Here is a 24,140-nt window from a genome sequence, read left to right on the forward strand (position 1 = left end):
GAAGCGGGTGCTCCAGTAGGCGTAGCACAAGGTCTACACAAAATCGAAGCGGGTGCTCCAGTAGGCGTAGCACAAGGTCTACACAAAATCGAAGCGGGTGCTCCAGTAGGCGTAGCACAAGGATTACACAAAATTGAAGCGGGTGCTCCAGTAGGCGTAGCACAAGGTCTACATAAAATTGAAGCGGGTGCTCCAGTAGGCGTAGCACAAGGTCTACACAAAATCGAAGCGGGTGCTCCAGTAGGCGTAGCACAAGGTCTACACAAAATTGAAGCGGGTGCTCCAGTAGGCGTAGCACAAGGATTACACAAAATTGAAGCGGGTGCTCCAGTAGGTGTAGCACAAGGTCTACACAAAATTGAAGCGGGTGCTCCAGTAGGTGTAGCACAAGGTCTACATACATTTGAAGAAGCTAGTTCAGTAGTAGCCCAAGAAGTAAAAGAAAATGAAATGGAACGAAGAAATGAAGGTTTAAATGAATTATGGGAAGTAAACCCTAATATGAGAAAATTCATTCTTAATTCCGAATTAATAAAATATGTTCAAGGATGCATGGGTGTGAAAGATATTAGCTTATTGTCTGATACCCTATTAAACAAACCAGCAAATCATGGTGCGGCTTCACCACTTCATAGGGATGCTCCTTTCTGGAAAGGATTATATCCTCAAAACCAAATAAATTGTTGGATTCCACTACAAGATACAACTGTCAATAATGGTACTTTAGGCTACATTCCGGGTTCACATTTAGATACAGAAAAATTAAGTGAAAAACCTGATGTATTAATGGAACATGATTTAACTTTAACATCTAATCAAAAAGAACAAATTCAATTTATTGAGGTGGAAGCTGGAGATGTTTTAATTCACCACTCATTGACTTTACACGGAACAGGTCCTAACTTAACTGATTCTACTCGTTTAGCATATGTTTTACATTACATGCCTACAGATTCATATGTTGAGGGAAATGAAATGTTTAAAGATATTTCTGGCTGCCCACAACTAGTTAAGAATGGTCAGCCTGTGAGTGAGTTTTAAAAATGGCTCGAAATATTATTTCTGCTTTACCAGATAAAAGTACTATAGAAAATATATTAAGAGATATTTTAGGCAATCGTGTTTCTATGGAATTTGATGTAGATACTACAAACATAATTTCGCCTTCAACATATACTACTAAACTCAAGCTAGGAGATCAAAATGCATGGATAAAGTTTTCTTTAGCTACAAGTCCAAATGAAGGTGCAATTTATCAAAGGCATTTCTCAAATTATTCCACAGTATCATTAGCTAAAGTGCTAATTAATATTAAAGCAAATGATTATGTGAATATGCTTGTACTCGAAGATTTAAATGGCTATTCTCTAAGAGAGCATCCGGAAGGTATTTCCTACCTTTCGGATGCTTCTCAAGTTTTAGCAATGATACAACATCAACTTAATAGAGAATATAACCAACTTGCAATTCAAGAGAACATTAATAATATAAGTGATTATTTATATTTCGGCTTAAATCCTAAGGCGATACATAAATTAAAAGAAGCTTTGGATATGGTTCAGGATGTACCATTTATATTTTTACATGGTGATTCTATTCCAAATAACTGGATTAAGAGCAATGATGAAAAAAGAGGCGTAATTCCTATTGATTTTCAGGAAGTAAAGTTTGGATTTTGTTTACAGGATTTGTATCAGCTAGTACATCCCAGTTATTGGGGAACCGCTGAAAAAGCTGGGATATTAATAAAGGAAGCTATATGTAATTATTCGCAGGTAATGCAAAGGTTGGGATATAAAACTCCATGGTTAAACAACGAATATAAATATTTTAATGCAATTAGTGTTATACATGCTGCATCTATGATGAATTGGTATTACGAACAAGCCAAAAAAGATTATCTAGTTTCTAAAACGGAACCTAACAATATACACCCTATATTCAAGAGTAATCCAACTGATATTCTTGCTCAAAAGAATGAATATGTAATCAAGTCAGAATTTCCGCGAATTTTATAGAATACATTTATATAAGGTGGTATCATGGTTGAAATCATAAGTAATAAGAATTATTTACTATACATACTTATAGTATGTACCAGTCGTATGGCTGATGTGTTAAATAAAATTGTTTTAATTTTATTTATCTTGAGTATAGGAGGAAATGCAACTTCTGTGGGATTTATTCTAATTACTAATTTATTACCTACAATTTTATTTGGATCTATAGCAGGTGCTTTAGCTGATAAATATCATAGTAAAAAAATAATTTACTTTTGTTTTTTATTAAAAGTAATATTATTTTCTATAGTATGGAAAATGGATAGTGGCATATACGTATATGTATTTTCTTTCATCCTTTCTTTAACATCTGTTTTTAGCTTTCCTGTTATAAAAAACATATTAAGAAATTTAGTTCAAAATAAAGACGATATACTCAAAATAAACAGTACGGCGTTAGGAATAAGAAGTATAATAGAAATTGTTGTTCCAATTATTGGGTCCTCTATAGCTATATTTTTGGGCTTTAAAGTTTCCTTTTTAATTTGTAGTTTAATATATTTAATAGCAACACTGTGTGTTTTTTTCCTTAAGTGTGAATGGGATTTAATTAATAATACAAAAGAATCTTTTTTGAGTAAAATTAAAGAAGGATACAGTTATATATTTGAAAATAAAGAAATTAAACAAATGGTTGTTTTTTCTATTTTTATTATGTTCTTTAGTTCTGCAATAAATGTTTTATTACCAATTCATTTTTTAAATCATTTACAAATTGATAAATCTGTGTACGGTATACTTTTAGCTTCACTAGGGTTAGGGTCAACAATTGGAAGTATTATTGTGCCAAAATTAGTAAACAAAAAGCATAAAATGCTAAATATTTTAAAGTATGCCCTTGTGTTTGATGGTTTATTTATGGTAGTACTTGGATACTCACCAAAATATATACCTTTTGTTCTGTTGGTTATGTTTTGTTTAGGCATAACATCATCATTTTATTTTATAATTATTGAAACGTATCTTCAACATATTGTAGAGACAGTGTTTATAGGAAGAGTATTCTCAACGTATTACATGATGATTAATACATTTAATATTCTTTCTATGATTACATTTAGTTTTGCAATAGATTATTTAGGTACGGTAAATATATTTACAATATGTGGAGTTGGGATATTGTTTTCATCGCTCGCTTTGTTAAAGTCCGGAAATTTATCTAGAAGTAAGAAAAGGAGAACAGCATGAAATTAATATTTTTAAGGCATGGTGAGGCAGAACACAATATAAATGAGCCAGATTCTTTTCAAATACAGCATCCTAGGTTAACTTTGAAAGGAATAACACAGGTACAAAATTTTAAAAAAAAATTTAATAATCTAGTTAAAGAAGATATTATAGTAGCGAGTCCAACGTATAGAACTCTTGAAACAGCAGAATTATTTACTAAAGAATATGCTTGTAGAAAATATATTTGCTATGCCATAGGTCCGCGAATATATCCCTACAGGGAGAGTGCAAAAACTTTACCTTGTGATGTTGTTATGAAAGAAAAGGAGCTAAGTAGATTTAGCATTGCAAACTCTTTTGGTTTACTATATAAAAAATGTTTTGATGAAAATTTAATTTCGGTAAATCATGTATCAGAACGCCACTATCAAGATATAGCATTATCGTTTTTGGATTGGTGCCGTGCTCAAGAGCGAAAACGTATTTTTCTAGTAACACATGATGGAACAATTAATACCTTTAAAGAGTTAATATTAAATAAAAAATTCACTCGTGATGATATGCTTAACGAAGGTGAGTTTGTCACACTTGATATTTAAATAAAGAAGCTGGGAAAATCTCACCAGCTTCTTTATTTTTTTATGAGAGTTAGTAATGAAGAAGATTTTATATCCTTGTGTACAATTTGATTATAAATTCATCTTTGTTTTTCCAATTCTTTATTATATATGTTAATTTTTCAGGAAAGGATTTAATGAGGTGATTCTTCTTTTCCATATCTCCAGTAGCATAATATGCATCCAATACAGTTTTAATCCTTTGAACGAACTCATGTATATGTCTCTCTTTTTTAATATGTGGCTAATTTCTTGCTTGGTGATTAGGGAAGAATGGTATATTACTTACTTCAATCTTTTTTAGATGGAGATGAATATATAACCGATTCTGAAAAATTAGAGGTAAGTGAAGCAAGGAAACGAGTAAAAAGTAGTTAATTTGATTCTTTTGAAACCATAATTAAAGAGTGTAAAGAGAGGGAATAAAGTAAAGTACCACCTAACAACAATTATTACTTCATAATGCACTTGATAATTATATAATTTTTATATAGCTATATGGTTGGCTATTTTGCAGTAAAGTGGAGATTATTATGAAAAAGAATGTTTTAGGTCTTAAAGACAGTAATATTTTTCAAATTTAAATGGTATGGTACGATCCAAACCAAGAGGTTAAAAAATAATAAAGGTGTAAATAAGGGGTTGTATTTTTAAAATCGTATTGCTATAATATAAACGTAATAAGATTTTACAATAAAATATAAAATTAATCAGTTCGCATATAAGAGAAGACCTCAATATGCGCCATGTCCTTAGGGGACGTGTGCGTGTATTGGGGTCTTTTTGCGTTTTGCGAGCAAAAACATCCGGAGGTGCAGGAATTATGTTGAATTGGTTGTCTGCAAAACTTATGACAACATCAGTAGGAGATTTCTTACTGGCAAAAAGTAGTTTTTCGAAAGGGCTTGGTGGTAATGGTGGAGGCGGTAATGCTGAAACCGTTCAAAAAAGCATGAACACTTTGGTGAAAACCTTAATTGGTTTTGGGGGAATTTGGGTGGCAGCTTGCGTTGTATTTGCAGCTATTAAATTATCTGGTTCACAAGGGAAGAACCCTGAAAACCGTACACAAGCTATGATTGGTTTAGCTTGCGCGGCAATTGGAGGCTTTGTCATGATCAAAGCTTACGATATCGCTGCTTGGGTTACGACAATCTAACATAAGAGTTTGTACAAGCTCTCCTCTATTTGGGGAGAGCTTCTCTTATAAAAGGGAGGAAAAAGAATGAGAAAAGTAACCGTTCCTGTTGATATGACTTCGGAACAAAAAACACTATTAGGTGTGCTGAGCAAACGCCAATTGATTTATCTATTAGGTGGCGGAGCATCCCTTTATTTATATGTACCATTTTTATGGCGACTATTTGCACCTATTGATGCGGTAGTAGCATTTTTTATTTGCTTAATTTTAGCACTACCGACGGTAATAGGTGTTATAACGTTTGCGTTTATATATAAAGAAAAACAACACATGTATCTAGATAAGTATCTACTTATCAAAATGCGTAGCCGTTCCGAAAAAGGTAAGTGGAGAAAAGGGTACGAGCCAACTACATGGGCAAAGGAGAACTTATAAATGTTAGAAATGATATATTTTGCAGCGATAGCCATTGTGGGATTTTTCTTTTATCGGAAAATGAATGGAAAACCGCTGTTTGGTTCTAAGAAAAAAGGGAAAAAGCAAGGTGGAGTAGAGAAACACACTACTGAAAAAGCTGGAAAGAAAAATAAAAAAAATATGCCTGCTGAATCGGAAATTGATGAGGATAATGTTGACTTCTTTCGTGCTTTTGTAGAAGACATTAAGGAAATCGATAATCATATGATTCGATATCATGATGATACATTTGTTCTGATTGCGGAAGCACATCCAGTTAACTATTATTTACTCTCCAATATGGAACAAGAAGCAATTGATATCAAAATTGAATCATGGTTAACCACATTAGAATTTAATACGAAAGTATATATTCAAAGTAAGTTTGTGGATTTAACAGATCCTGTACGCAAAATGACAGAAACGATGAAAGGTGCGAAGGACCTTACACCAGAGACGGTTCTATATGGACAAGAAGTTATCGATAACTTAGAGTACTGGCAGCGTTCGCAACCTCGATATGAACAAAAGCGTTATTTAATTTATCCATACAAGGTTGATATTAGTACGATTACTGCTGATACAGAGGAAGAGTTGGAAGAAAAGATTGTGGATAAGGCGTTTAACGAATTATATCGCCGTTATAATGCTTCTCGAAATCTACTATCGAAAGCAAAAATTAATGTAGAAATGTTAACGAAAGATAAATTAATAGAACTTTTATATGTAGCATTTAACCGTCGGAAAGCCGTAAAAGCTCGTTTCCAGGACTTAATTGAAAACGAGAATTTCTCGCTATATTCAACAGGGGAAACAAATGAAAGAAAACTAGAGTTAATGAAGAAAGTGCTAGCAGAAGAAAAAGCAGAAAAATCAAATAACGGGGTGGCGTAAACATGAAGTTGTTCGGAAAAAAGAAAAAGGAAAAGAAAAAAATAGAAGCAGAAGAGAGGGACGAATTGGAGCTAGAGGAGGAAGCGTTGGTAGAAGAAGTACCGACGCAATTAGACAATCAAACAACAGTGTTTGATGTTATTGCTCCAGAAGGAATGAAAATTGACGCAGAAGATTATGGAGTTATTAAACAATCTTTAGGAAGTAATACGTTCTTCCGTCCGTTTTATATTCCACGTGATGGGTACCCACGTATGATGCAAACCAATTGGCTCAACATGTTAACTTCGGCTGGAGAAGTGGATGTCATGATTGATATTCATAAAGAACCAAAAGCTAAAGCAATGCGATCATTAGATATGCAGCTTACGATGTTACGTTCCAATCTTTCTTTCCAACGTACACGAGGAAACATTGACCAAGAAAAAGACTTAGATGCAAAAATTCAAGATACAAACAATTTAATGGATGAAATCCAGTTCAATGAAAATGACTCGTATATGGTGAGTACCATGGGTGTTGCGTATGCCGAATCAAAGAAAGAATTGGACGTTTTATGTGAGTATATTGAAGATGAAATGCAAGCATCTCACTTTAAGATAGCGAGTACCTGGAACCGTGTGAAAAGCGGTTTGAAAGCTACTATGCCACTAGGGGCACCAAATACGCTGCAAGATACTTATCGAAATATCGATAGACGTGCTCTATGTACATTTGCACCCTTTGTATCAGGATCGGGGAGATTTAACGGTGGTATACCAATAGGAAAGAACAAAATTACTGGCCAAGTAGAATTTTTAAATTCATTCGGGAATGCAGATTATCGTCCACCAAACTATAACATTGGTGTGACAGGAATTTCAGGTTCCGGGAAAAGTTTACTTTTAAAAATGAAGCTCGCTCGTGAAACATCACTTGCGGATACACATGCAATGATTATCGATCCAGAGGGAGAGTTTGTAAAAATTACAAAACGTTTAGGTGGTATTAACCTAAACATTTCGCCTGAAAGTAATATAATTATCAATCCTTGTGCAATTGCAGTAACAGAACTGCAAATTACAGATAAAGATGAAGAACTAGAAGCACTTGAACAATATGATAAGAAAGAACTCGTAGAACGTGATGGCGTAAAGTATGTGAGATTTGTACCAATTTTAGAGAAAATCAATGAAATACTAGGATTCTTTGACATTATTATTCGGGGGCAAGACTTTGATCAACCAGGATTAAATGTATTCCAACGTACGATGCTAGAAGATGCAATCCGTGAAGTGTTTGATAAACATGGTATTACTTCACATCCTTCTTCTTTATATACAGATGAAGTGAAGAAGGTGGATGGACAATTAATTCAGTCTCAAGTAAGAAAGCCAGAGCCAGAGTTAAAAGAAATCTACGATGTCATAGTAGAACATCATGGAGACGATGTGAAGGCAGAAGAGTTAATCGCTGCGATTCGTCCGTTCTTACGTGATGGGTCAAAACCATTATTTGATGGGCAAAGTCATTTTGGTCGTGGTGTAGAAACACAATTAAATGAATCACGTGTTGTTAACTTTAATATTAGTCATTTAGAAGAAGGATTCTTAAAACCAATCGCTTTCCACGTTATCTTGAACTATATTTGGGAGCATTGGATTAAGAGTCCAGAACATGCTATCAAACGAAAAGTACTGTATGTGGATGAGATGTGGCAGTTTATCGATTATGAACAAACGGTTAACTTCTTAGAAAAAGTAGCACGTCGTTCACGTAAAAGAAATGCCGGTATGTGTTGGGCAAGTCAGGACTTTGTTCGTATTTTAGAAAATGTAAAAGCTCGTGGTATCTTGCAATCTACTTTCTCTTATTTCTTCTTAGAACAAAATAAGATTGATAAGAAAAAGATCCAGGAGAACTTTAACTTAACTGCTGGGGAGCTTGATATTATTCTCAACAATCCAGGAAAAGGAGAAGGGATTTTCCGCGTAGGAGATAGTTCGGTTTGGATTCAAACAGATCCATCAGATAAAGAAATGATGTTTATTGAATCGAATGAAGCGGTACTTCAAGAGCTTCTAAACAATATGAAGAAAGTACAAGGGTACGCAGGATAGTAGCGTACCTTTGTAAAGGAAGGTGAAATTATGCTTGAGAAAATAATAGATTGGGTTGGTGGCCTTCTTATCCATATGGTAAAGGCCCTACTAGCGCCTATTTATGGATTTATGGATACTATTCCAGTTCTAGTCTTTGGTGGAGATAAATCTAATCTGGATTTTTTATATGAAAAGAATGCAGTTACGAATGTATTAGATACTGGTATGCCTGTCATGTTTAAATTTGTTGCTTTTTGTGTCCTCGTCAGTGTAGTGATTACAGCAGCAAAATATTCAGCAACGACTCTGAATCCAAATAATCGCACGGCATTAATTGAATATGCAAAAGACTTAATGATTATCTCGATTTGCCTCTGGCATTTAGATTTCTTTTATAATTTTATTTTTGATCTAAATTCTTGGATTATATTAGAGTTTAAAGAGGCGTTAGGGAATTTTAACCCAGATCAGCAAATACCTCTATTAAAGAATGGACTGGCAGACAATAAGACGATTACAGAACTTTCAATGAAAGACCATAAAAATGATTATATGTTTATCATATTCGGACTATTTATTGAAGCTGGATTAATGATATGGGCAAACTTTTATTATTTAATGCGTGCTGTGACACTATACGTATTAATGTTACTAGGCCCTGTAATGGTAGGAATGTGGATGTTCCCACAAAAGAAACAACAGACGTTATATTGGATTCGTGAATTTATGGGTGCAGTATTAATTCAAGCGATTCACGCAATTACTCTATGGTTAGTTATTACACTTATTGGGGGTGCGCAAAATCCTATTATAAAATTAATATTACTTGCGATGTTTATCCCAGTTGGTGAAATCGTGAAAAGCTTTATTGGACTTAGCACCAATGCATCTGCGGGTATTCATAGAGCGGGTACGATGATGGGTATGGGTGCTTTAGCAAGTGTGGCTGGACTCGTTAAAGGTGTTCGTGATGACTATCGTAATTCAAAAGCAAAACCTGATGATAAAGGGGATAAAGAAAAGACCAAAGAAGATGCTGATAACCCGAAAGATGCATTAGGAGCGAATTTAGGGACAGATGTTGGTACAACATCTCGTGCAGCTCGTATGTTAAAAGCAGGTCAAATTGGAAGTTCAATTGGTAAAGCAGCGACAGGACTTGCAGGTATGGCAGCGGGAGCTGGTCTTGGACCAGGAGCGATGGTAGCAGGATCGCAAGTTGGAAGTGCATTAGGTAGTGCTCCTGGTGCGGTGGCAGGTAGAAGTGTTGCTGCAGTCGGCGAAGGAGCTGTAGCTTTAGGAAAACATATTGGCTCCAGTGTAAAGAAGGGTGCGGACACGTATTCAAATCTAAATGGCGAATCTTATCCGGAACTAACCGATGAAGATATCGCACAGGATTTAGCTACAAAAGACTTTGAAAATTGGAAAGCAGATAATCCGGATTCTGCAGTTGCAAGTCGTTTAAAACAAGCATTCCCTGGTGCGTCCGATGCGGAGATTGCTAAAAAAGTGGCGAAAACAAATAGTGATCAAATGTCTCGTTTCTCAAATCAGCGGAAACAAGATTTACAAAATATGAAGAAAGCCGCTACACCATATGGAAATGCTAGAGATTTAGTAAACGCTGCAACGAATGCATTCCAAAAGGGGTATGAGGCAGACCATAAAGATACGTTTATGAGTCAGTTACCAGAAAATATGTCAGCAGAAGAGAAAGAGAAACATTGGAACGACCATCTGAACACAAAAGTACAAGGATTTAGAAACCACGCAGAACAGGCGGCAACAAAAGCAGGAGCCATGCCAGTTGATGCGAAGGACAAACAAGGAAACAATCTGTTTGATAAGTCCTATGTGAATAAAGATGCGTTTGCTTCTCGACTTGCATTAGGAAAAGTCGGAAAAGCAGTCGAGGATGTAAAAGGAGAAACGTTAGAAAGTGGCCATCAAAATATGGGACAAGTCGGTGCTCTTGTCGGTGCTTCTACTGCTGCATTTAAGAAAGCGTATAGTGCAGACCATAAGGCTGGATTCATGAAACAATTCCCTGCAGATATGCCGCAACAAGAAAAAGAAGCAGCATGGAATAAGCATTTAGATCAAAAAGTACAAGGCTTCAAAAATTATGCACAACAAGCGGCGGAATCAGCTGGTATTGTACAGCAAAAAGACGGTACAAACTATGCGAATAAAAAAGCTTTCGCTGCTCATTTATCACAACAGTTACAAAAAAATCCTGGCTTAAATGCGATGGGTGTATCTAGCGCAGCAGGCATTCAGAAGGCAGTCAACGGTGTGAAAACACACGGTTTGACAAGTGGAACTGGAAGTCAGACAGCAAAACAAATAAGTAATGTTGGGAACCTGGTACAAGCCTCTACAGAATCCTTTAAACAAGGCTATGCAGCAGAACAACAGGCAAGCTTTATGAAAAACTTGTCCCCAACTATGTCTCAACCACAAAAAGAGCAAGCTTGGCAGTCGCACCTGAATGAAAAAGGAAATGAGTTTAAAGCAGTCGCACAACAAGCGGCGGTACAAGCGGGAGCGATGCCCGTACAGGCAAAAGATATGAGTGGTAAGAGTCTACATAATCAATCGTATATTAATAAAGAAGCCTTTGCTTCGCAATTAACGAAAGGTTTACAAAGCCATGCAAGTCTTGGAACGGTGAGCCAACAAGTAGGTTCTGGAATTACTAGTGCGATTCAAGGTGTTCGTTCACATGGCGTTGCAACAGGTGGTGCAATTAATAAAGCTGTATATGCTGCGACACAAACGCAAGCCAGTATCGCACGTGCAGGAGATCTTTCCGTTGCGGAAATTGAACGCTCTTATGCAGATGCATCAACAAGTGTAGCGAATATTGCACAAAGTGCTGGTAAAATGTCTATCCCAACTTCCGCAGTGGGACGTATGACACAGCAGAGTACAAAACTTGGCATGAGTGTAATGGAAGGTGCGAAACACCTTATGCTTGCGGATCGCATTGATACAGTATCAAATGCATACTTTAGTGCCGCGAGTGCTGTTCAACAATCCGGAGGGAATGCAGTACAAAGAGTAATAAGTGGGACCAATGCTGCAGTTAATACATCATTAGGTGGGAATGCAGCAGAGCGCCACTATAATGTGACAAAAGGCTTAAGTTACGCCGCAGGTGTGATTGGTGGTGCGGGTGCTTATCAAGCAACTGCACGTATGGTAAGTAAACATAATCCGTATAACAGTGCAGTTCGTACAGAAGCAAAAGAGATTCAGGAAATTCAACAGATGGTACCGACAACAACAGATCATACAGGCGCGCAATCGGTTGTAAAAGGTGCAGTACGTCTTGTGACGACAAATAATAAATCATGGATTGAAGCAAAAGACGCTAGTGGTATGACGCAAGTTGTATCTCGTTATGGTAGTGGAGATAGCAGTATACGATCTGGACAAGTCGTATATCAGGACTTAAATATTTCAGATGGACAATTAACGCAGTATCGTAATGGTGCGAAAGCATCTCCGGCTTATATACAAGATTCAAGTGGTGGAAAAATCAATATCAATCGCTCGATCAATGTAAATCCAAATCAATTAGTAGGAAACCAAAATCAAAGACCGTTACAACAGAAACCGGTATTTAATGAACCACCACTTACGGTCAATCACAAGGTAGACAATGGTCACTTCTATATGTCTGATTTAGACCAAGGTGGTTATAAAAATGTACAAATGGTGGTAGAAAGAGATCGTAGTTACATGGTTGCGACAACAACAGACGGTACAGTGTCACGTATTTCGCCGTTTGGAAAAGGAGATACGCGCTTACAAGCAAACCAAAGGATTGAAAGAGCTTGTGAAGTGAAAGACAGTAGTATTAAGCCAAGAGAAGAAACCTTAGTAACACATACACAGGATGAAGTTGTTCGTACAGAGACGCATCTGAATTTATCAGAACATGACCCGCAAAATCTGATTCCATTTGCGCCAAATCCTCGCTTAGCGCAGCGAAGAGGAAGAAATTCTCAAAATGGAAAATATGGTGTGATAAGTCTATGAGTCAAAATCCTAACGATCCAAATGAACAGAAAAAAAGTAATCCTTTAAAAGATGTAGCTTCCCACTTTATTAAGAAAAAAGGGATGCAAGCGCGCGGGAAGATGGCAAAATTGGCAGGAAAAGCAGGAAGGGCGGCAGCGAAAGCTGCTGCCAAAATGCTAAAAGCAGGTATATTAAAAATTGTGGGTGCTGTTGTAGCAGCGGTTGGAGTACCTGCCGCTTTGGTAATGGGAGTAATTATTGCTGTGTGTGTGATTTTAGTCTCTTTTGTACCTTTTACCGATGATGAAGGTAAGACAGAGGAACAAGTAAAAAAATATATGGAAGTCTCAATGGCTTTGAATGTGGATTGGAAAGAGGTCGTCGCCTTTGACATGGCACGATATGATAATGATTTAACTGGTAAAGATCCGCATGATGCTATATCATATTTCTTGGATATCCAATATGAAGAATATACGGAAAAAGAGGTATGCGAGGCGGGACCGAATGGTCCTTGTGAAAAAAAGAAAAAGGAGATGCAAAAAACAAAATCTGAAAGTTACTCCGGACCAGATGTAAAAAAGATAGTAGGAGATACAGATTTTAAGAAAAAAATAGATGAGATTAATGCGAGTGGAAGTAAAAAAGTGACAACATCTTCTCATGGGCTAGAGAAAGCTATGGAACTCGCAAAGTTTAGTAAAAGTCAAAAAGAACGTGCTCGTGAGATATTAGAAGCCGGGATGTTAGAAGGTATGTATGGACATCTAGCACCTTCTAGTAATTTTGTTGGTGGTATGTGTGTAGGTAATGTGAGTCCTGGCGGGGAGCCTGTCAATCTTAATGCAAAAGTTACAGGATATCTTCCAAAGATTAAAGAAATGGCAGAAAAACATGGTGTTGCTCAATATGTTGGTATTTTGGTTGCCCAAATGATGCAGGAATCAGGTGGAGCAGGAAATGACCCGATGCAGGCTTCAGAGGGGCAATATGGAGACATGAGCTCATCTTGTATTGGTGTAAAGGGAAATGCTCGTGTAGGGTGTATTAAAGATCCCAATATTTCTATAGAAGCAGGTGTACGGGAATTTAAAGATGTACTAGGAAAGGCCAATGGTGACATTGCACTCGCTTTGCAGTCTTACAACTGTGTGACACGTTCCTAACTGAAAAGGTTAGGCGCTGATTCAATAATCAGCAGAACTATTATTTCGAGAAGTCAAATGATAGGGTAACGCCTTGAAGGGCTTCCTCTGATACTCCGACATGCAGCATACAGAAGATAAGCCTGTAGCTGTGTGAAGCTCGGTGAAGTCGGCCGAGAGCTACCGTAAAGTATCTAGGTACTACGAAAACTGTCCAGCGGTGGATGGTGTAGCCTATAGGCCGGGAGTCTAAAAAGCACTCATGGGTAGAATGGATTCAACAAAACCAACGGGGAGGAAGAATCTGACGAATCTCCGAATGTACGGGTCTAGAACGATGACACATAGAAATGTGTGTGCCACGAGCGTGGTGCTGATGTGGATGAGTAAAAATAGTTGTTATGAAAGTCCATATGTCGTTATAGGCGACATCAAGTCAGCGGGCCTAAAGGAGAACCCTAAAAGTGTTATGTATAGATAGAAATAATGGAACGTGGAAAGCCACCAACATGGAGAACTTATCTTCGAGGAAGTGTTTGAAGGGAAAGCGTTGGTGAGATTAGCAAACGTATAACCTTCATTTATGGTGGTGAGAGTGATGGCATAGTACCAGGGAAGCAATGGAGACATTGCAGAGGGATAGCCATTAGTCTGATGAAAGATTGACCAACCGTTTCAAAAAGCTACGCAGTCGAATTATAAGGTTCTTGTGAGACTAAAAAAGGTAAACTCTGAAAGGAGAGCCGACTTATAAAGAAAACTGAAAAGCTTAGACACGCTGAATATTATGATATGCAGTCTATACTAGATGACTTGTATCAGCAAAGTCAAAACGGTAACAACTTTTATAAATTAATAGAGCTTATGAAGATGGATGAAAACATACGTTTAGCATATCGAAATATAAAAAGAAATATGGGAAGCCTGACAGCTGGAACAGATGGAATGACAATTAACGATATTAAAATGCTTTCAACGGATGAAGTGATAGAAAAAGTAAAAATGATGTTTGGTTGGTATGAACCACAATCTGTAAGACGCGTATTTATACCAAAACCAAATGGAAATCGTAGACCATTAGGGATACCAACTATATGGGACAGATTATTTCAGCAATGTGTATTGCAAATATTGGAACCAATATGTGAAGCGAAATTTCATAACCATAGTTACGGTTTTCGCCCTAACCGAAGTACACATCATGCACTAGCGAGAATGAAATCTTTAGTGAATAGAAAAGGAAACGGGTTTCACTATTGTGTGGACATAGACATTAAAGGTTTCTTCGACAATGTACATCATGGAAAACTTCTAAAGCAATTGTGGACGATAGGTATACGAGATAAAAAATTACTTTCTATCATTTCAAGACTGCTGAAAGCAGAAATTGTAAATGAGGGGGTTCCTCAAAAAGGTACTCCGCAAGGAGGCATACTAAGTCCGCTTCTATCTAATATCGTACTCAACGAATTAGATTGGTGGGTAAGTAACCAATGGGAAACGATAAAAACCTCACATCCATACAAAGGAAATAGTGACAAGTATCGAGCGCTAAAGAAAAGTAAATTAAAGGAATGTTTCTTAATTCGATATGCAGACGATGCAAAAATATTATGTCGTGATTATGTAACGGCTTTAAAAATGTTTGAAGCAACAAAAGACTTTCTGAGAACACGCCTACACCTGGATATTAGCCTTGAAAAATCAAAGATTATAAATTTGAGGAAAAAAGCTAGTCACTTTTTAGGCTTTACAGTTAAGGCAAATAAGAAAGGAAACAAACATGTGGCTCATAGCAGAATGTGTGTAAAATCCAGAAAACATGCGTATAGCAAGCTGAAAAAGGCTGTTAAAGATATAAGCAGAGTACAGACACCAGAATCAGTATGGAGATTTAACACGACTGTAATGGGGATACAAAATTATTATTCGGCCGCCACACATATTAATCATGACTTAGATCACATGAGTTGCCATCTCATAAGAACACTCTATAATCGACTGAGGCGAGATTGGAAAAAAGCCACTAAGAGCGACATGTCGACTGTCTTAAGGAAAAGATATAAAAGATACAATCCTAAATTGTACAAAATCAAAGACATCGTATTACTACCTATCCATGCGCAGAAGCACAAACCGGCTAGAAATTTTACTCAGTCTATCTCAAATTATACAAAAGAAGGTAGAGAGAAAATACATGATACTTTAAAAGCCATAGATAGGGAGATACTCTGACATGTACAACGCTTTTATATGAAGCATCGAACGGTAGAATACAACGATAACAGAATTACAAAGTTTATTGCACAGTATGGAAAATGTGCCATTACGAAACTAGAAGTTGGATTAGTGGGTTGGCACTGTCACCATAAAATTCCGTTGGAATTTGGGGGACAGGACAATTACGAAAATTTAGTAATTGTACTTGAAGACATACACTTAGCAATTCATAGCGATGATTCAGATAAGGCGAAATCAATCTTAAATAAGTACGACATTATTGAAGAGAAGAAAGTGATGTTTGACAAGCTAAGAATATCAGCACGTCGAAATCCTATCTTTTCTTCAATACAAAAGTTGGTCAATTGAATTAGATGGAACGCCGTATGAGGTGAAAGTCTCACGTACGGTGTGAAGTGGGGGAAAAGGTGGAGATAACGTCAAAACTTTACCTATCACTATTTGGCGAAGGTTTTATTAGTTACGCTTTAGCAAAGGGTGGCTATTCAGAAGAAACAGCTATTGAGTTCTCAAGAAGTAAGAATCATTTAAATCCAGGTGGTTGCTCCGATCCGAATAACTTCCGAACCAAGGTTAATGCGTGTTATGGGGATTATTCGTACGTTTCCAAAGTTTTGAAATATTACAAAGATTTAGGTTGTGTGGCAGCTGGAGATGGAGAATGGATTTCTGATAAAGGTTGGAAATGGCCAACAAAATCAGGGCGTATTACAGGAACATTTGATGAAATTCATAATAACAAACCTCATAATGCTGTAGATATTGGAGCCATGACCGCTGGAAAACCAGGAGACCCTGTATGGTCGATGGAAGCAGGAATAGTTACAGCTCAAACAGGATATGTAAACTACGGTGGTCTAGGTGTCTATATTGACCATGGAAATGGCATTGTATCCCGTTATTTACACTTGAGTAAGATTTCAGTTACTCCAGGAACTATGGTAACAAAAGGACAAATTATAGGGGAAATGGGTGGTTCTAACTATGTTGGTGGTGTTCTGAACATGCTTGGATACGCTGTCCATTTAGATTTCCAAATTCGTATTAATGACCAGCCAACGGATCCAATGAAATTCTTTAAGAAAAATGATGATCCAGGGTTATCATCAGGTGGTGCTCCTACAATGACAAATGCTAAACGACAAAAGGTATTAGAAGAAGCAAAAAAATGGCTAGGGCAAGGAAAGGTCAGATATGTATTAGGAGACCGTAATCCACCAGGTGGCTCTTCAGATTGCTCAGGATTTACGCAGTATGTCTTTAGAACAAGCATAGGTGTACAACTTGGAGATTGGACAGGTGCTCAAGTCGGACAAGGTAAACAAGTACCAGATATCAATCATGCACAACCAGGGGATCTTATTTTCTATGAAAACCCAGGGCACGTTGCAATTTATATGGGGAATCAAAGAATGATTCATATTGGTGATAATAAAGGTGTACAAATTACAGGTCTAAACTATACGGCAAGAGGTCAACATATGACGCAAATTCGTAATGTTATAGACTGATTTGGGATGTGAAGAAATGAAGAAAGTCATGAATGTGTTAGCGAATCTGCCTCGTAAGTACTTAGTTATATTGGGGATTATTGTGTTGGTAGTAGGCGTTGCTACTTATAATACTATTAATCGTTACATGATAAAATCTCAAGTACAAGTGGAAGAGCAAGTCAATCAAGATGAAATCGAGATGCTTGGAGATAAGCCAAAGGGATTTGATACAAAAGAAGAGGAATATATCGCAAAGACAAAAACTGTAGAGGATTTACTACGAAAAATTTCTAATAGTAGTTATGATGTAACGTACTTGTTTACAAAGGCTGGATTTGGTATTGAACCAATGAAAATGACAAGCAATGAGCGTATGCTGGCTACAGAAGCTGTTCAAAGGTATTTCCTAAATGGGGATAAGTTTTACAATGCGCGAATTACCAAAATTGACCGTGGGAAAAAAGTAGATACGTTTCATATTGAAGTTTTAATTCAACAGGTAAACTTCTTAGAACCACGACAATTTAAAGTGCAGGTAAACAAATATGCACAAATTGTAACACCAATTGCACAAATTCCACATGGACAAGAAGAAGTACCTGTGGATTAAGAAGGAAATGAGGGTTGTGGAAGAAAAAACACAACCCTTTTATAAAAAAATAAAGAGTACCTAAAATTATTTATTGAATATTCACAATTTTCTGATATAATAAAACCATGGTTAAATGAAATTTGCATATAACGCTAAAATGAGATAGATATGGGGGAATACAAATGAGGATGTTAATTGGAACAGCTGCGAATTTTGTTTCGGGGTATTATATAGGACGAAATTCTGGATTATTAGGAACGTTGCTTGGCTGGGCTTTTCTGTTGGGTGGTGGCTATCTGTTAGTAGAAAATTGGGATAGTATTACAGTATGGATGCATAGTTTGAATATTGTACAAGGACTAGATGGTTACGAAGACATGAGTAATGGCTTTATTTTTATCTGTTTGGTAGTAAGTGGCTTTATTCTCATCTTGTTGTCACCGATTTTCGTTATATTATTAGTAATTTGTTTCGTATTAATGAATATTGTAGCTTGTACACTTGTTTTATTAACATCACCAAGTACGTACATAAAGAAGAAAGATAAGGAGAGTGAGTGGGAATGAGTACAATTCTAGTTTTAGGTGGATCAAATGGAAGAACGTTAGAGAAGTTGGCCCAAAAAGAGACTGCCAGGTTATTTTCCATGATGGGAAAAATCACGGAGGCGTAAAGAAAACCTTTCGAAGTGTTATAAAAAAATGCGATGTTATTGTCATTCAAAAAGGTGCAAGTGGCCATGTATCTATTGATGTAGCAAAAGAGTACGCAAAGAAATATGATGTCCCACTGATTATTTAATCAGGGATTTGGTGGAACTGTTGCGCTTGAAATAGGATTAAAGCATTTGAAGGCTGCAGGAGTTTTGAAACATATGAATGGAATAAAAATTTCTTAATTAATATATAATATTAAATAGTTATTAAAAAGATTTATATATGTTATTTTCACCCGAAGGGAAAGAAAGCTTCAAGTTTCAATTCACTCCATGATCAATATAATTATTTACACATTTTAATTTATATGTTGCAAATAAAAAGTAGAACAAGCTTCTTATTTTGCAAAAGGAAAAATAGGAGTACTCGGCCAGAGCACTCCATGACCCTAATAACAACACCTATAAGAGTATATGAATGTTTTAACAAAGTATGCTTACTCATTATATGAATAGAAAAAAGCGCTGTTGTACAACGCTCTTTCTTGGAATGTGTAGTGTTGACCGAATAAAGTAGGTTTTATGTGTATAGTATAATCCAGCCCAGTATAGATTATGAAATTCTAAAAAAGGTTACGAAAAATAAAACAACACTTATAAAATACTTTTTGTAATTATTGTTACGGTAATGAGCAGTATCGAAAATATAATGAAAGTGGAGGAGGGAAATAAAAATATGAGTAGGGATACTAGATATAAATCAGGTTTTATCATTTTGATTTATTTTGTTATGACACAATTTGTGGGGATAATAGGTGTACTATTACTAGCGAAGACAGGTTGGTATGATATGCAGGGAAACCAGCAGCAAGTAATTCAAAAACTTCTTGTGCATTGGGAACTAATTGGGTTTTCACTTATGCTAATAATCATTTTTCTTATATATAGTAAAGAAATAATAAATGATCCAAAGTTATCGATTAAATTATCAAGAAATTCATTTATATGGATTTTAGTTGGGATCATATTCGTATTTCTTGCACAGATGGTTGGTAGTGTGTTAGATAAGAGTGTATTCCAGCTAACTACGCAATCAGCGAATACGTCTAGTACAGTCACTGCTGCAGCAATATCTCCTGTAGCACTTGTTTCAATTGTTCTTCTTGCACCTTTAGTAGAAGAGTTTGTTTTTCGTTATGCGGCTATAAATATTTTAACTCAAAAGTTTAAACAAACTGGGAATATATTAATAAGTTCACTGTTCTTTTCTATTATGCATTTTGATTTTCCATTTGTATTTGGATATTTTTTAATTGGGATTATACTAGCTGTAGTATATATGCGTACCAATAGGTTACTAGTATCATTTGTTGTTCATGCTAGTATGAACTTAATTGTTGTCATACTTCAGATTTCTTGATGAAAAAGAAGGGGATATTTTTAGGTTGTTATGATGTTCTAGTACGTGAAGATATTATTTGAACTACTCACCACTTAACGTCCTTACGGACTTTTTGAAGTGGGAGATTCCTGCGAACACCGATGTATCCCAGGCTCTGCCCGTAGTCCCTACGGTGAAAACATAAGTATCTTGTAAGTTGACTCACCACGTTTCCTACTTTAGCTTGGTTTTCGCAACTTCAGCAAACGTGGAGCGAAAGAACGTTGAAGATTTTACGGTTGCAACGTTTTTCTGCAACCAACCTCATATCTTCAGTTTTCAAAGAGCAATCTGTACAAGTATATGGTAGCAAACATGTTGGCTTATGCCAACTGGCATTCATCTCCCACCTAAAATTGGTGTTTCACACCTTCACATTTTTGGAGAAGGAGTCCTCTGTCGGAAAACGATAAAAACTTTTTATGAGCGATTTTTTATCTTGTTTTCTTTTTCTGTTACAAAATAAAAAACAGCGGATTCCCGCTACTTAATAGTAATTTAGGTTTTTTAATGTGAAATTTAGTATATGAATTGCTTACCTAAAGAAAATTTGTTTCTTTATAGTCTAGTATAGCTTGATTAATGGTAATAACAAGGTAACTACCATAGTCTGTAAAGTAAAATTTAATATGCTTTATCCATATTTCATAAATATGTAGTTTTCTTGATAAATGATTCTAAACGTAAAATTTTCTTAGAATCATTTAGTGATCCCCATCACCATCAAGTTAAAGTTTTATAATGCCCCCAAAATGAAAAATACGCTATTCTTTTTGTAGAATCATAGGAATGGATGGCGTATTTTTTTATTTTGTTTTGCTAACTTGATGTTGATGTGACGTAAACTTAAGTATTTAAAAAATTAAAAAGGTCCCTTAGTAATGTTAAAGGGACCTTGCTCACACAAATGATCTGTAAATCAATTCATCTTTGATATACAGATCATTTGTATGATAATTTTTATAAATAATTGCTAAATAGTGAATTTACATAAATGCTTTTAGAAGTTCTTGAATTAATGGAATTGCTCCTCCTACAAATTTTAAAACTGCCATTGCGATTTCCATGTTATTCTCTCCTCTTTGTTCGTATTAAGATGTGGTGAATCTTTATAACCCTATTATAATTATAGCGAGCGCTTACAAATTTAACAATACGATTTTTGCATGTTTATACATTTAGACAAAAATTAGACATCTATTAGTCATTTTTTAATGGTACCATAGCGAGGTGAGCGTTTTTAAGGGTTCTACTTAATAGGAGGAAATATGGAAAGAGTGCAAGCAATTGACAGTAATCTAAAACTTAAGAGTTGGATTAAGCAGGTATTAGCTGTAGGAGGAATATTAGGATTCTACTACTTGGTGTTATATGTTTTCAGTTTCTTAGTTGCTATGTAAATATCATACAACGAAAGAGCCTTATCTAAAGAGGTAAGGCTCTTTCGTTGTATCTAAGATGAGCAAGCTACATACAATACCTCTAAGGTTTGTCAGATTACTTTGTATGGTGCCTTGTTTCTCTATGTTCTAGGGAACTCCTAACTCCTAACATTAAAAATAAATAAACTTCTATTTAAAAGTTTCCATTTATATTGAAAACACAATTGTATTGTTGAACTACCCCGACTTTCACTTCTAAACGAAGTGAAAGTCGGGGTAGTTCAATATATAGTATGCAAATAATTTACGTTAATTTAATAAATATAAAAAATAATTCACATTTAGCGTTAAGAAAGAAACTGAAGTTTGTAAGTGCCATATAGGTAAAATAGATAGATTATAGTGTATTTTTATAGAGTAGAAAAAGATCCTTTTTGACTACTCCGTAGTAAAATACCGAGTAGTCAAAAAACAGTGTGATAAATTTAATCAGAAAACATATTTGGAAGTTGAAGTGATAAACCTGTATTTTGTACAGATAGTTAATAACGTATTATTTATTTTGTAAAACTAATTTACCAGTACGGAATAATTCTTTTCTTTTTCCATCTTCATCATAGGTATTATATGCATAGACAGTCATTTTATTTAAATCCAAAGTTTGGCTAACAGAAAATCCTTCTTTTTCTAGCCAATTAATAAAAAAGATACCTGGGGATAGTTGACGATAAGTAATATTTTCCTTTCCACTAGCACCTTTTGCCACTCCTTCAATGCCTTCCCATTCAATTGTCTTATCATCTACATACTTAACTTTAAAAATATCATTTTCGTCATATGTTATTGTGAATGTTTTACCAATAAATTCATGTTTGTTTACAATAGGATTAATTAATTCTGTTGGCCAAGAGTTAATAGTTTGTTTTGCTGTTACAGTAACTTTTTCTCCTACCTCATATTTTTGTTGTTTAGAAGACTTGAAGTTTATCAATTTATTTTCATTTATTAATTGTGATCGATTATGGCTTTTAAAGTTTAATGCATCTTCTCTATTTTTTATATCTGCAACCTCTACTAATTTGTTGTAAACTCCTACAACATACCCGGTGAATTGGATATCACTTTGGGAAATATTCTCTTGGTGCTTCTCAATATTAGTAGCACTAACTTTCGTTGCTCCAGAATCATATAAATTGAATCCAGTAACTCCAGTTAAGATTAATGCTCCAGTTAAAATAATTTTTTTCATAATAAGCCACCTTTTTGTATAGTAAGTTGAATTTACAGGCAAATATAGAGTTGGAAATTCTATATTTGCCTGTAAATTCAACAGAAAGAATGAAATCGTTATTGTTACAATATAAATTACTATCAATAGTTCTTTAATATATTTATTTAGTAAGTTTGCTAATGAATTTTTGATAAGCAAGGCGAGTAAAAAGATTAGAGAAAGAAACTAATAGTTTAAAATTTCTTATATAAATTTAAAAATGTAGAATTGCATAAGGTGTATAGGATTATAAAGAAATAAAGGTTTGTTTACTGTAATGATACATTCTCTTTATAGTAAACAAAGCAAGATATTATTAGAGTAGGATGAATTATAAAAATGAATACACAAACCTTATTGATACCTAATAAGGTTTGTGTGATAGGTTATACACTTATTTTAATTAAAAGATTAAATTAGCTTTTTGTATGATTATTGACGTTTTATTAAGACCAAATCCATTTATCATCTTGTACTGTTGAAGTTTTTGTTTCATTAATTTTTTCTATATTCTTTTCCTCTGTTAAAGAAATATTAGTTCTAATCCAGTCTACAATGTTCTTTACCTTCACCATGTCACCAACATTGAATTTGGTTTGTGATGATAAATCAACACGTACAGTATCAGATTTTCCAGATTTAGTTGGGTATGTTACAATCGCATAATTTAGTGATTTATCTGTATCATTGACTTGCTTTGTAATTTCTCCAATTACATAATCTGGTGCACCTTGACTATTATAATGTAATCCAGGAGTTAATGAGTTTGTTTCATTAATTTTCTCGACGGAAGTTGCATCCATAAAGGTTCTCATGTTTCTCCATAGAGTTCCAGTAGCCTTTACCTGATCACCTATTTTGAATGTATTAGTAGTGTTGTGCATTGTAATTGGAACAATATTATCCATATGACCATTGTATTCTTTCGATTCTATATGAATTATGTTATCTTCCAATTCAACAACACGACCTTGAATTGTATCTAACTCAAAAGAAGGTGCGCTAGTTTTGGTTAATGAATTTCCTTTATTAACTTTCTCGATGGAAGTTGCATCGAAGGATGTTGAATCACCAAATCCTCTCCAACCTCTGCCAGTAGCTTTTACTTGATCGCCTACTTTAAATGTGTTTGTGATGTCCCCTAGGTTAATTGCAAAATCTTTTTTACTAGGGTCACTATATTCATTTAATTCGATATGAACTATTGTATCGTAAACTGCAACAACATGGCCTTGGATTGTCTCTAATTCAATAGAATCGGCACTAGCTTTGGGAGTTTCTAAACCTGGAAGGTTTGTACCTGCAAGTGCTGTAAATCCTAGTGCACTGGCTAAAACTACTTTTTTAATATTCACTTTATAACATCTCCATTCAAAATCTATTAGTTTGCAACCGTCATCATGTAACTATTATAGTTTCATCTAAAGGGAATAGCGGTTACAAAAAAGTTACAGTTTATTTATGTGAAAA

Annotated in this window: 15 protein-coding genes and 4 pseudogenes; 17 read left to right on the forward strand and 2 right to left on the reverse strand. The window is 35.3% G+C overall.

Annotated elements, in window-relative coordinates; all coding sequences use genetic code 11:
• The 17 genes and pseudogenes from ACTFRH_RS27005 to ACTFRH_RS27085 form a co-directional block, all read left to right on the forward strand.
• Window positions 1-1,041: phytanoyl-CoA dioxygenase family protein (locus tag ACTFRH_RS27005; protein WP_440049333.1), on the forward strand; the 1,041-nt coding region annotated here is incomplete at its 5' end.
• A 2-nt stretch (window positions 1,042-1,043) separates the two neighbouring features.
• Window positions 1,044-2,018 carry a hypothetical protein gene (locus ACTFRH_RS27010; protein WP_440048859.1) on the forward strand — a complete coding sequence of 325 codons (975 nt, stop codon included), beginning with the start codon at window positions 1,044-1,046 and terminating at the stop codon, window positions 2,016-2,018.
• A gap of 24 nt (window positions 2,019-2,042) precedes the next feature.
• The gene (locus ACTFRH_RS27015) at window positions 2,043-3,248 is read left to right on the forward strand and encodes an MFS transporter (protein WP_440048860.1); all 1,206 of its coding nucleotides are present in this window, start codon (window positions 2,043-2,045) and stop codon (window positions 3,246-3,248) included.
• Window positions 3,245-3,829, forward strand: a complete 585-nt coding sequence (locus tag ACTFRH_RS27020) for a phosphoglycerate mutase family protein (RefSeq protein WP_440048861.1) — start codon at window positions 3,245-3,247, stop codon at window positions 3,827-3,829. Before ACTFRH_RS27015 ends, ACTFRH_RS27020 begins: the two co-directional genes overlap by 4 nt.
• Window positions 3,830-4,586: 757 nt before the next feature.
• Window positions 4,587-5,006 (forward strand): hypothetical protein, encoded by a 420-nt coding sequence (locus ACTFRH_RS27025; protein WP_440048862.1) that lies wholly within the window; start codon window positions 4,587-4,589, stop codon window positions 5,004-5,006.
• A 66-nt stretch (window positions 5,007-5,072) separates the two neighbouring features.
• Window positions 5,073-5,423: a PrgI family protein gene (locus ACTFRH_RS27030; protein WP_001233532.1), complete on the forward strand. Its 351-nt coding sequence runs from the start codon at window positions 5,073-5,075 to the stop codon at window positions 5,421-5,423.
• Entirely contained in the window at window positions 5,424-6,338 is a 915-nt protein-coding gene (locus ACTFRH_RS27035) for a hypothetical protein (RefSeq protein WP_000892003.1), read from the forward strand.
• A 2-nt stretch (window positions 6,339-6,340) separates the two neighbouring features.
• On the forward strand, window positions 6,341-8,437 hold the full coding sequence (locus tag ACTFRH_RS27040) for a VirB4 family type IV secretion system protein (protein ID WP_216475492.1): 2,097 nt from the start codon (window positions 6,341-6,343) through the stop codon (window positions 8,435-8,437).
• Between the two features lie 30 nt (window positions 8,438-8,467).
• Complete coding sequence (locus ACTFRH_RS27045) at window positions 8,468-12,469, forward strand: hypothetical protein (protein ID WP_440048863.1); 4,002 nt, start codon at window positions 8,468-8,470, stop codon at window positions 12,467-12,469.
• Window positions 12,466-13,599: pseudogene (locus ACTFRH_RS27050) on the forward strand (lysozyme family protein); the annotation flags it as partial. The gene ACTFRH_RS27045 and the pseudogene ACTFRH_RS27050, both read left to right, overlap by 4 nt.
• Before the next feature lie 789 nt (window positions 13,600-14,388).
• A pseudogene (ltrA, locus tag ACTFRH_RS27055) lies at window positions 14,389-16,185 on the forward strand (group II intron reverse transcriptase/maturase).
• Between the two features lie 92 nt (window positions 16,186-16,277).
• Window positions 16,278-17,348: pseudogene (locus ACTFRH_RS27060) on the forward strand (peptidoglycan DD-metalloendopeptidase family protein); the annotation flags it as partial.
• Between the two features lie 16 nt (window positions 17,349-17,364).
• Window positions 17,365-17,940, forward strand: coding sequence for a hypothetical protein (locus ACTFRH_RS27065; RefSeq protein WP_216475489.1), 576 nt, complete (start codon window positions 17,365-17,367; stop codon window positions 17,938-17,940).
• A gap of 164 nt (window positions 17,941-18,104) precedes the next feature.
• Window positions 18,105-18,488 carry a hypothetical protein gene (locus tag ACTFRH_RS27070; RefSeq protein ID WP_216475488.1) on the forward strand — a complete coding sequence of 128 codons (384 nt, stop codon included), beginning with the start codon at window positions 18,105-18,107 and terminating at the stop codon, window positions 18,486-18,488.
• A pseudogene (locus tag ACTFRH_RS27075) lies at window positions 18,485-18,820 on the forward strand (DUF2325 domain-containing protein). Before ACTFRH_RS27070 ends, ACTFRH_RS27075 begins: the two are co-directional and overlap by 4 nt.
• Window positions 18,821-19,313: 493 nt before the next feature.
• Window positions 19,314-19,997, forward strand: a complete 684-nt coding sequence (locus tag ACTFRH_RS27080) for a CPBP family intramembrane glutamic endopeptidase (protein ID WP_216475487.1) — start codon at window positions 19,314-19,316, stop codon at window positions 19,995-19,997.
• Between the two features lie 1,289 nt (window positions 19,998-21,286).
• On the forward strand, window positions 21,287-21,418 hold the full coding sequence (locus tag ACTFRH_RS27085; RefSeq protein ID WP_301283120.1) for a hypothetical protein: 132 nt from the start codon (window positions 21,287-21,289) through the stop codon (window positions 21,416-21,418).
• A gap of 535 nt (window positions 21,419-21,953) precedes the next feature.
• Here the strand turns inward: ACTFRH_RS27085 and ACTFRH_RS27090 are convergent.
• Both ACTFRH_RS27090 and ACTFRH_RS27095 read right to left on the reverse strand, forming a co-directional pair.
• Window positions 21,954-22,649 carry a MoaF-related domain-containing protein gene (locus ACTFRH_RS27090; protein WP_216475839.1) on the reverse strand — a complete coding sequence of 232 codons (696 nt, stop codon included), beginning with the start codon at window positions 22,647-22,649 and terminating at the stop codon, window positions 21,954-21,956.
• 467 nt (window positions 22,650-23,116) lie between these two features.
• Window positions 23,117-24,025, reverse strand: coding sequence for an ATP synthase subunit A (locus tag ACTFRH_RS27095; RefSeq protein ID WP_216475840.1), 909 nt, complete (start codon window positions 24,023-24,025; stop codon window positions 23,117-23,119).
• Window positions 24,026-24,140: the final 115 nt, after the last annotated feature.

This window comes from Bacillus cereus group sp. MYBK216-1 (assembly GCF_051916495.1).
Classification (GTDB): Bacteria; Bacillota; Bacilli; order Bacillales; family Bacillaceae_G; genus Bacillus_A; species Bacillus_A thuringiensis_K.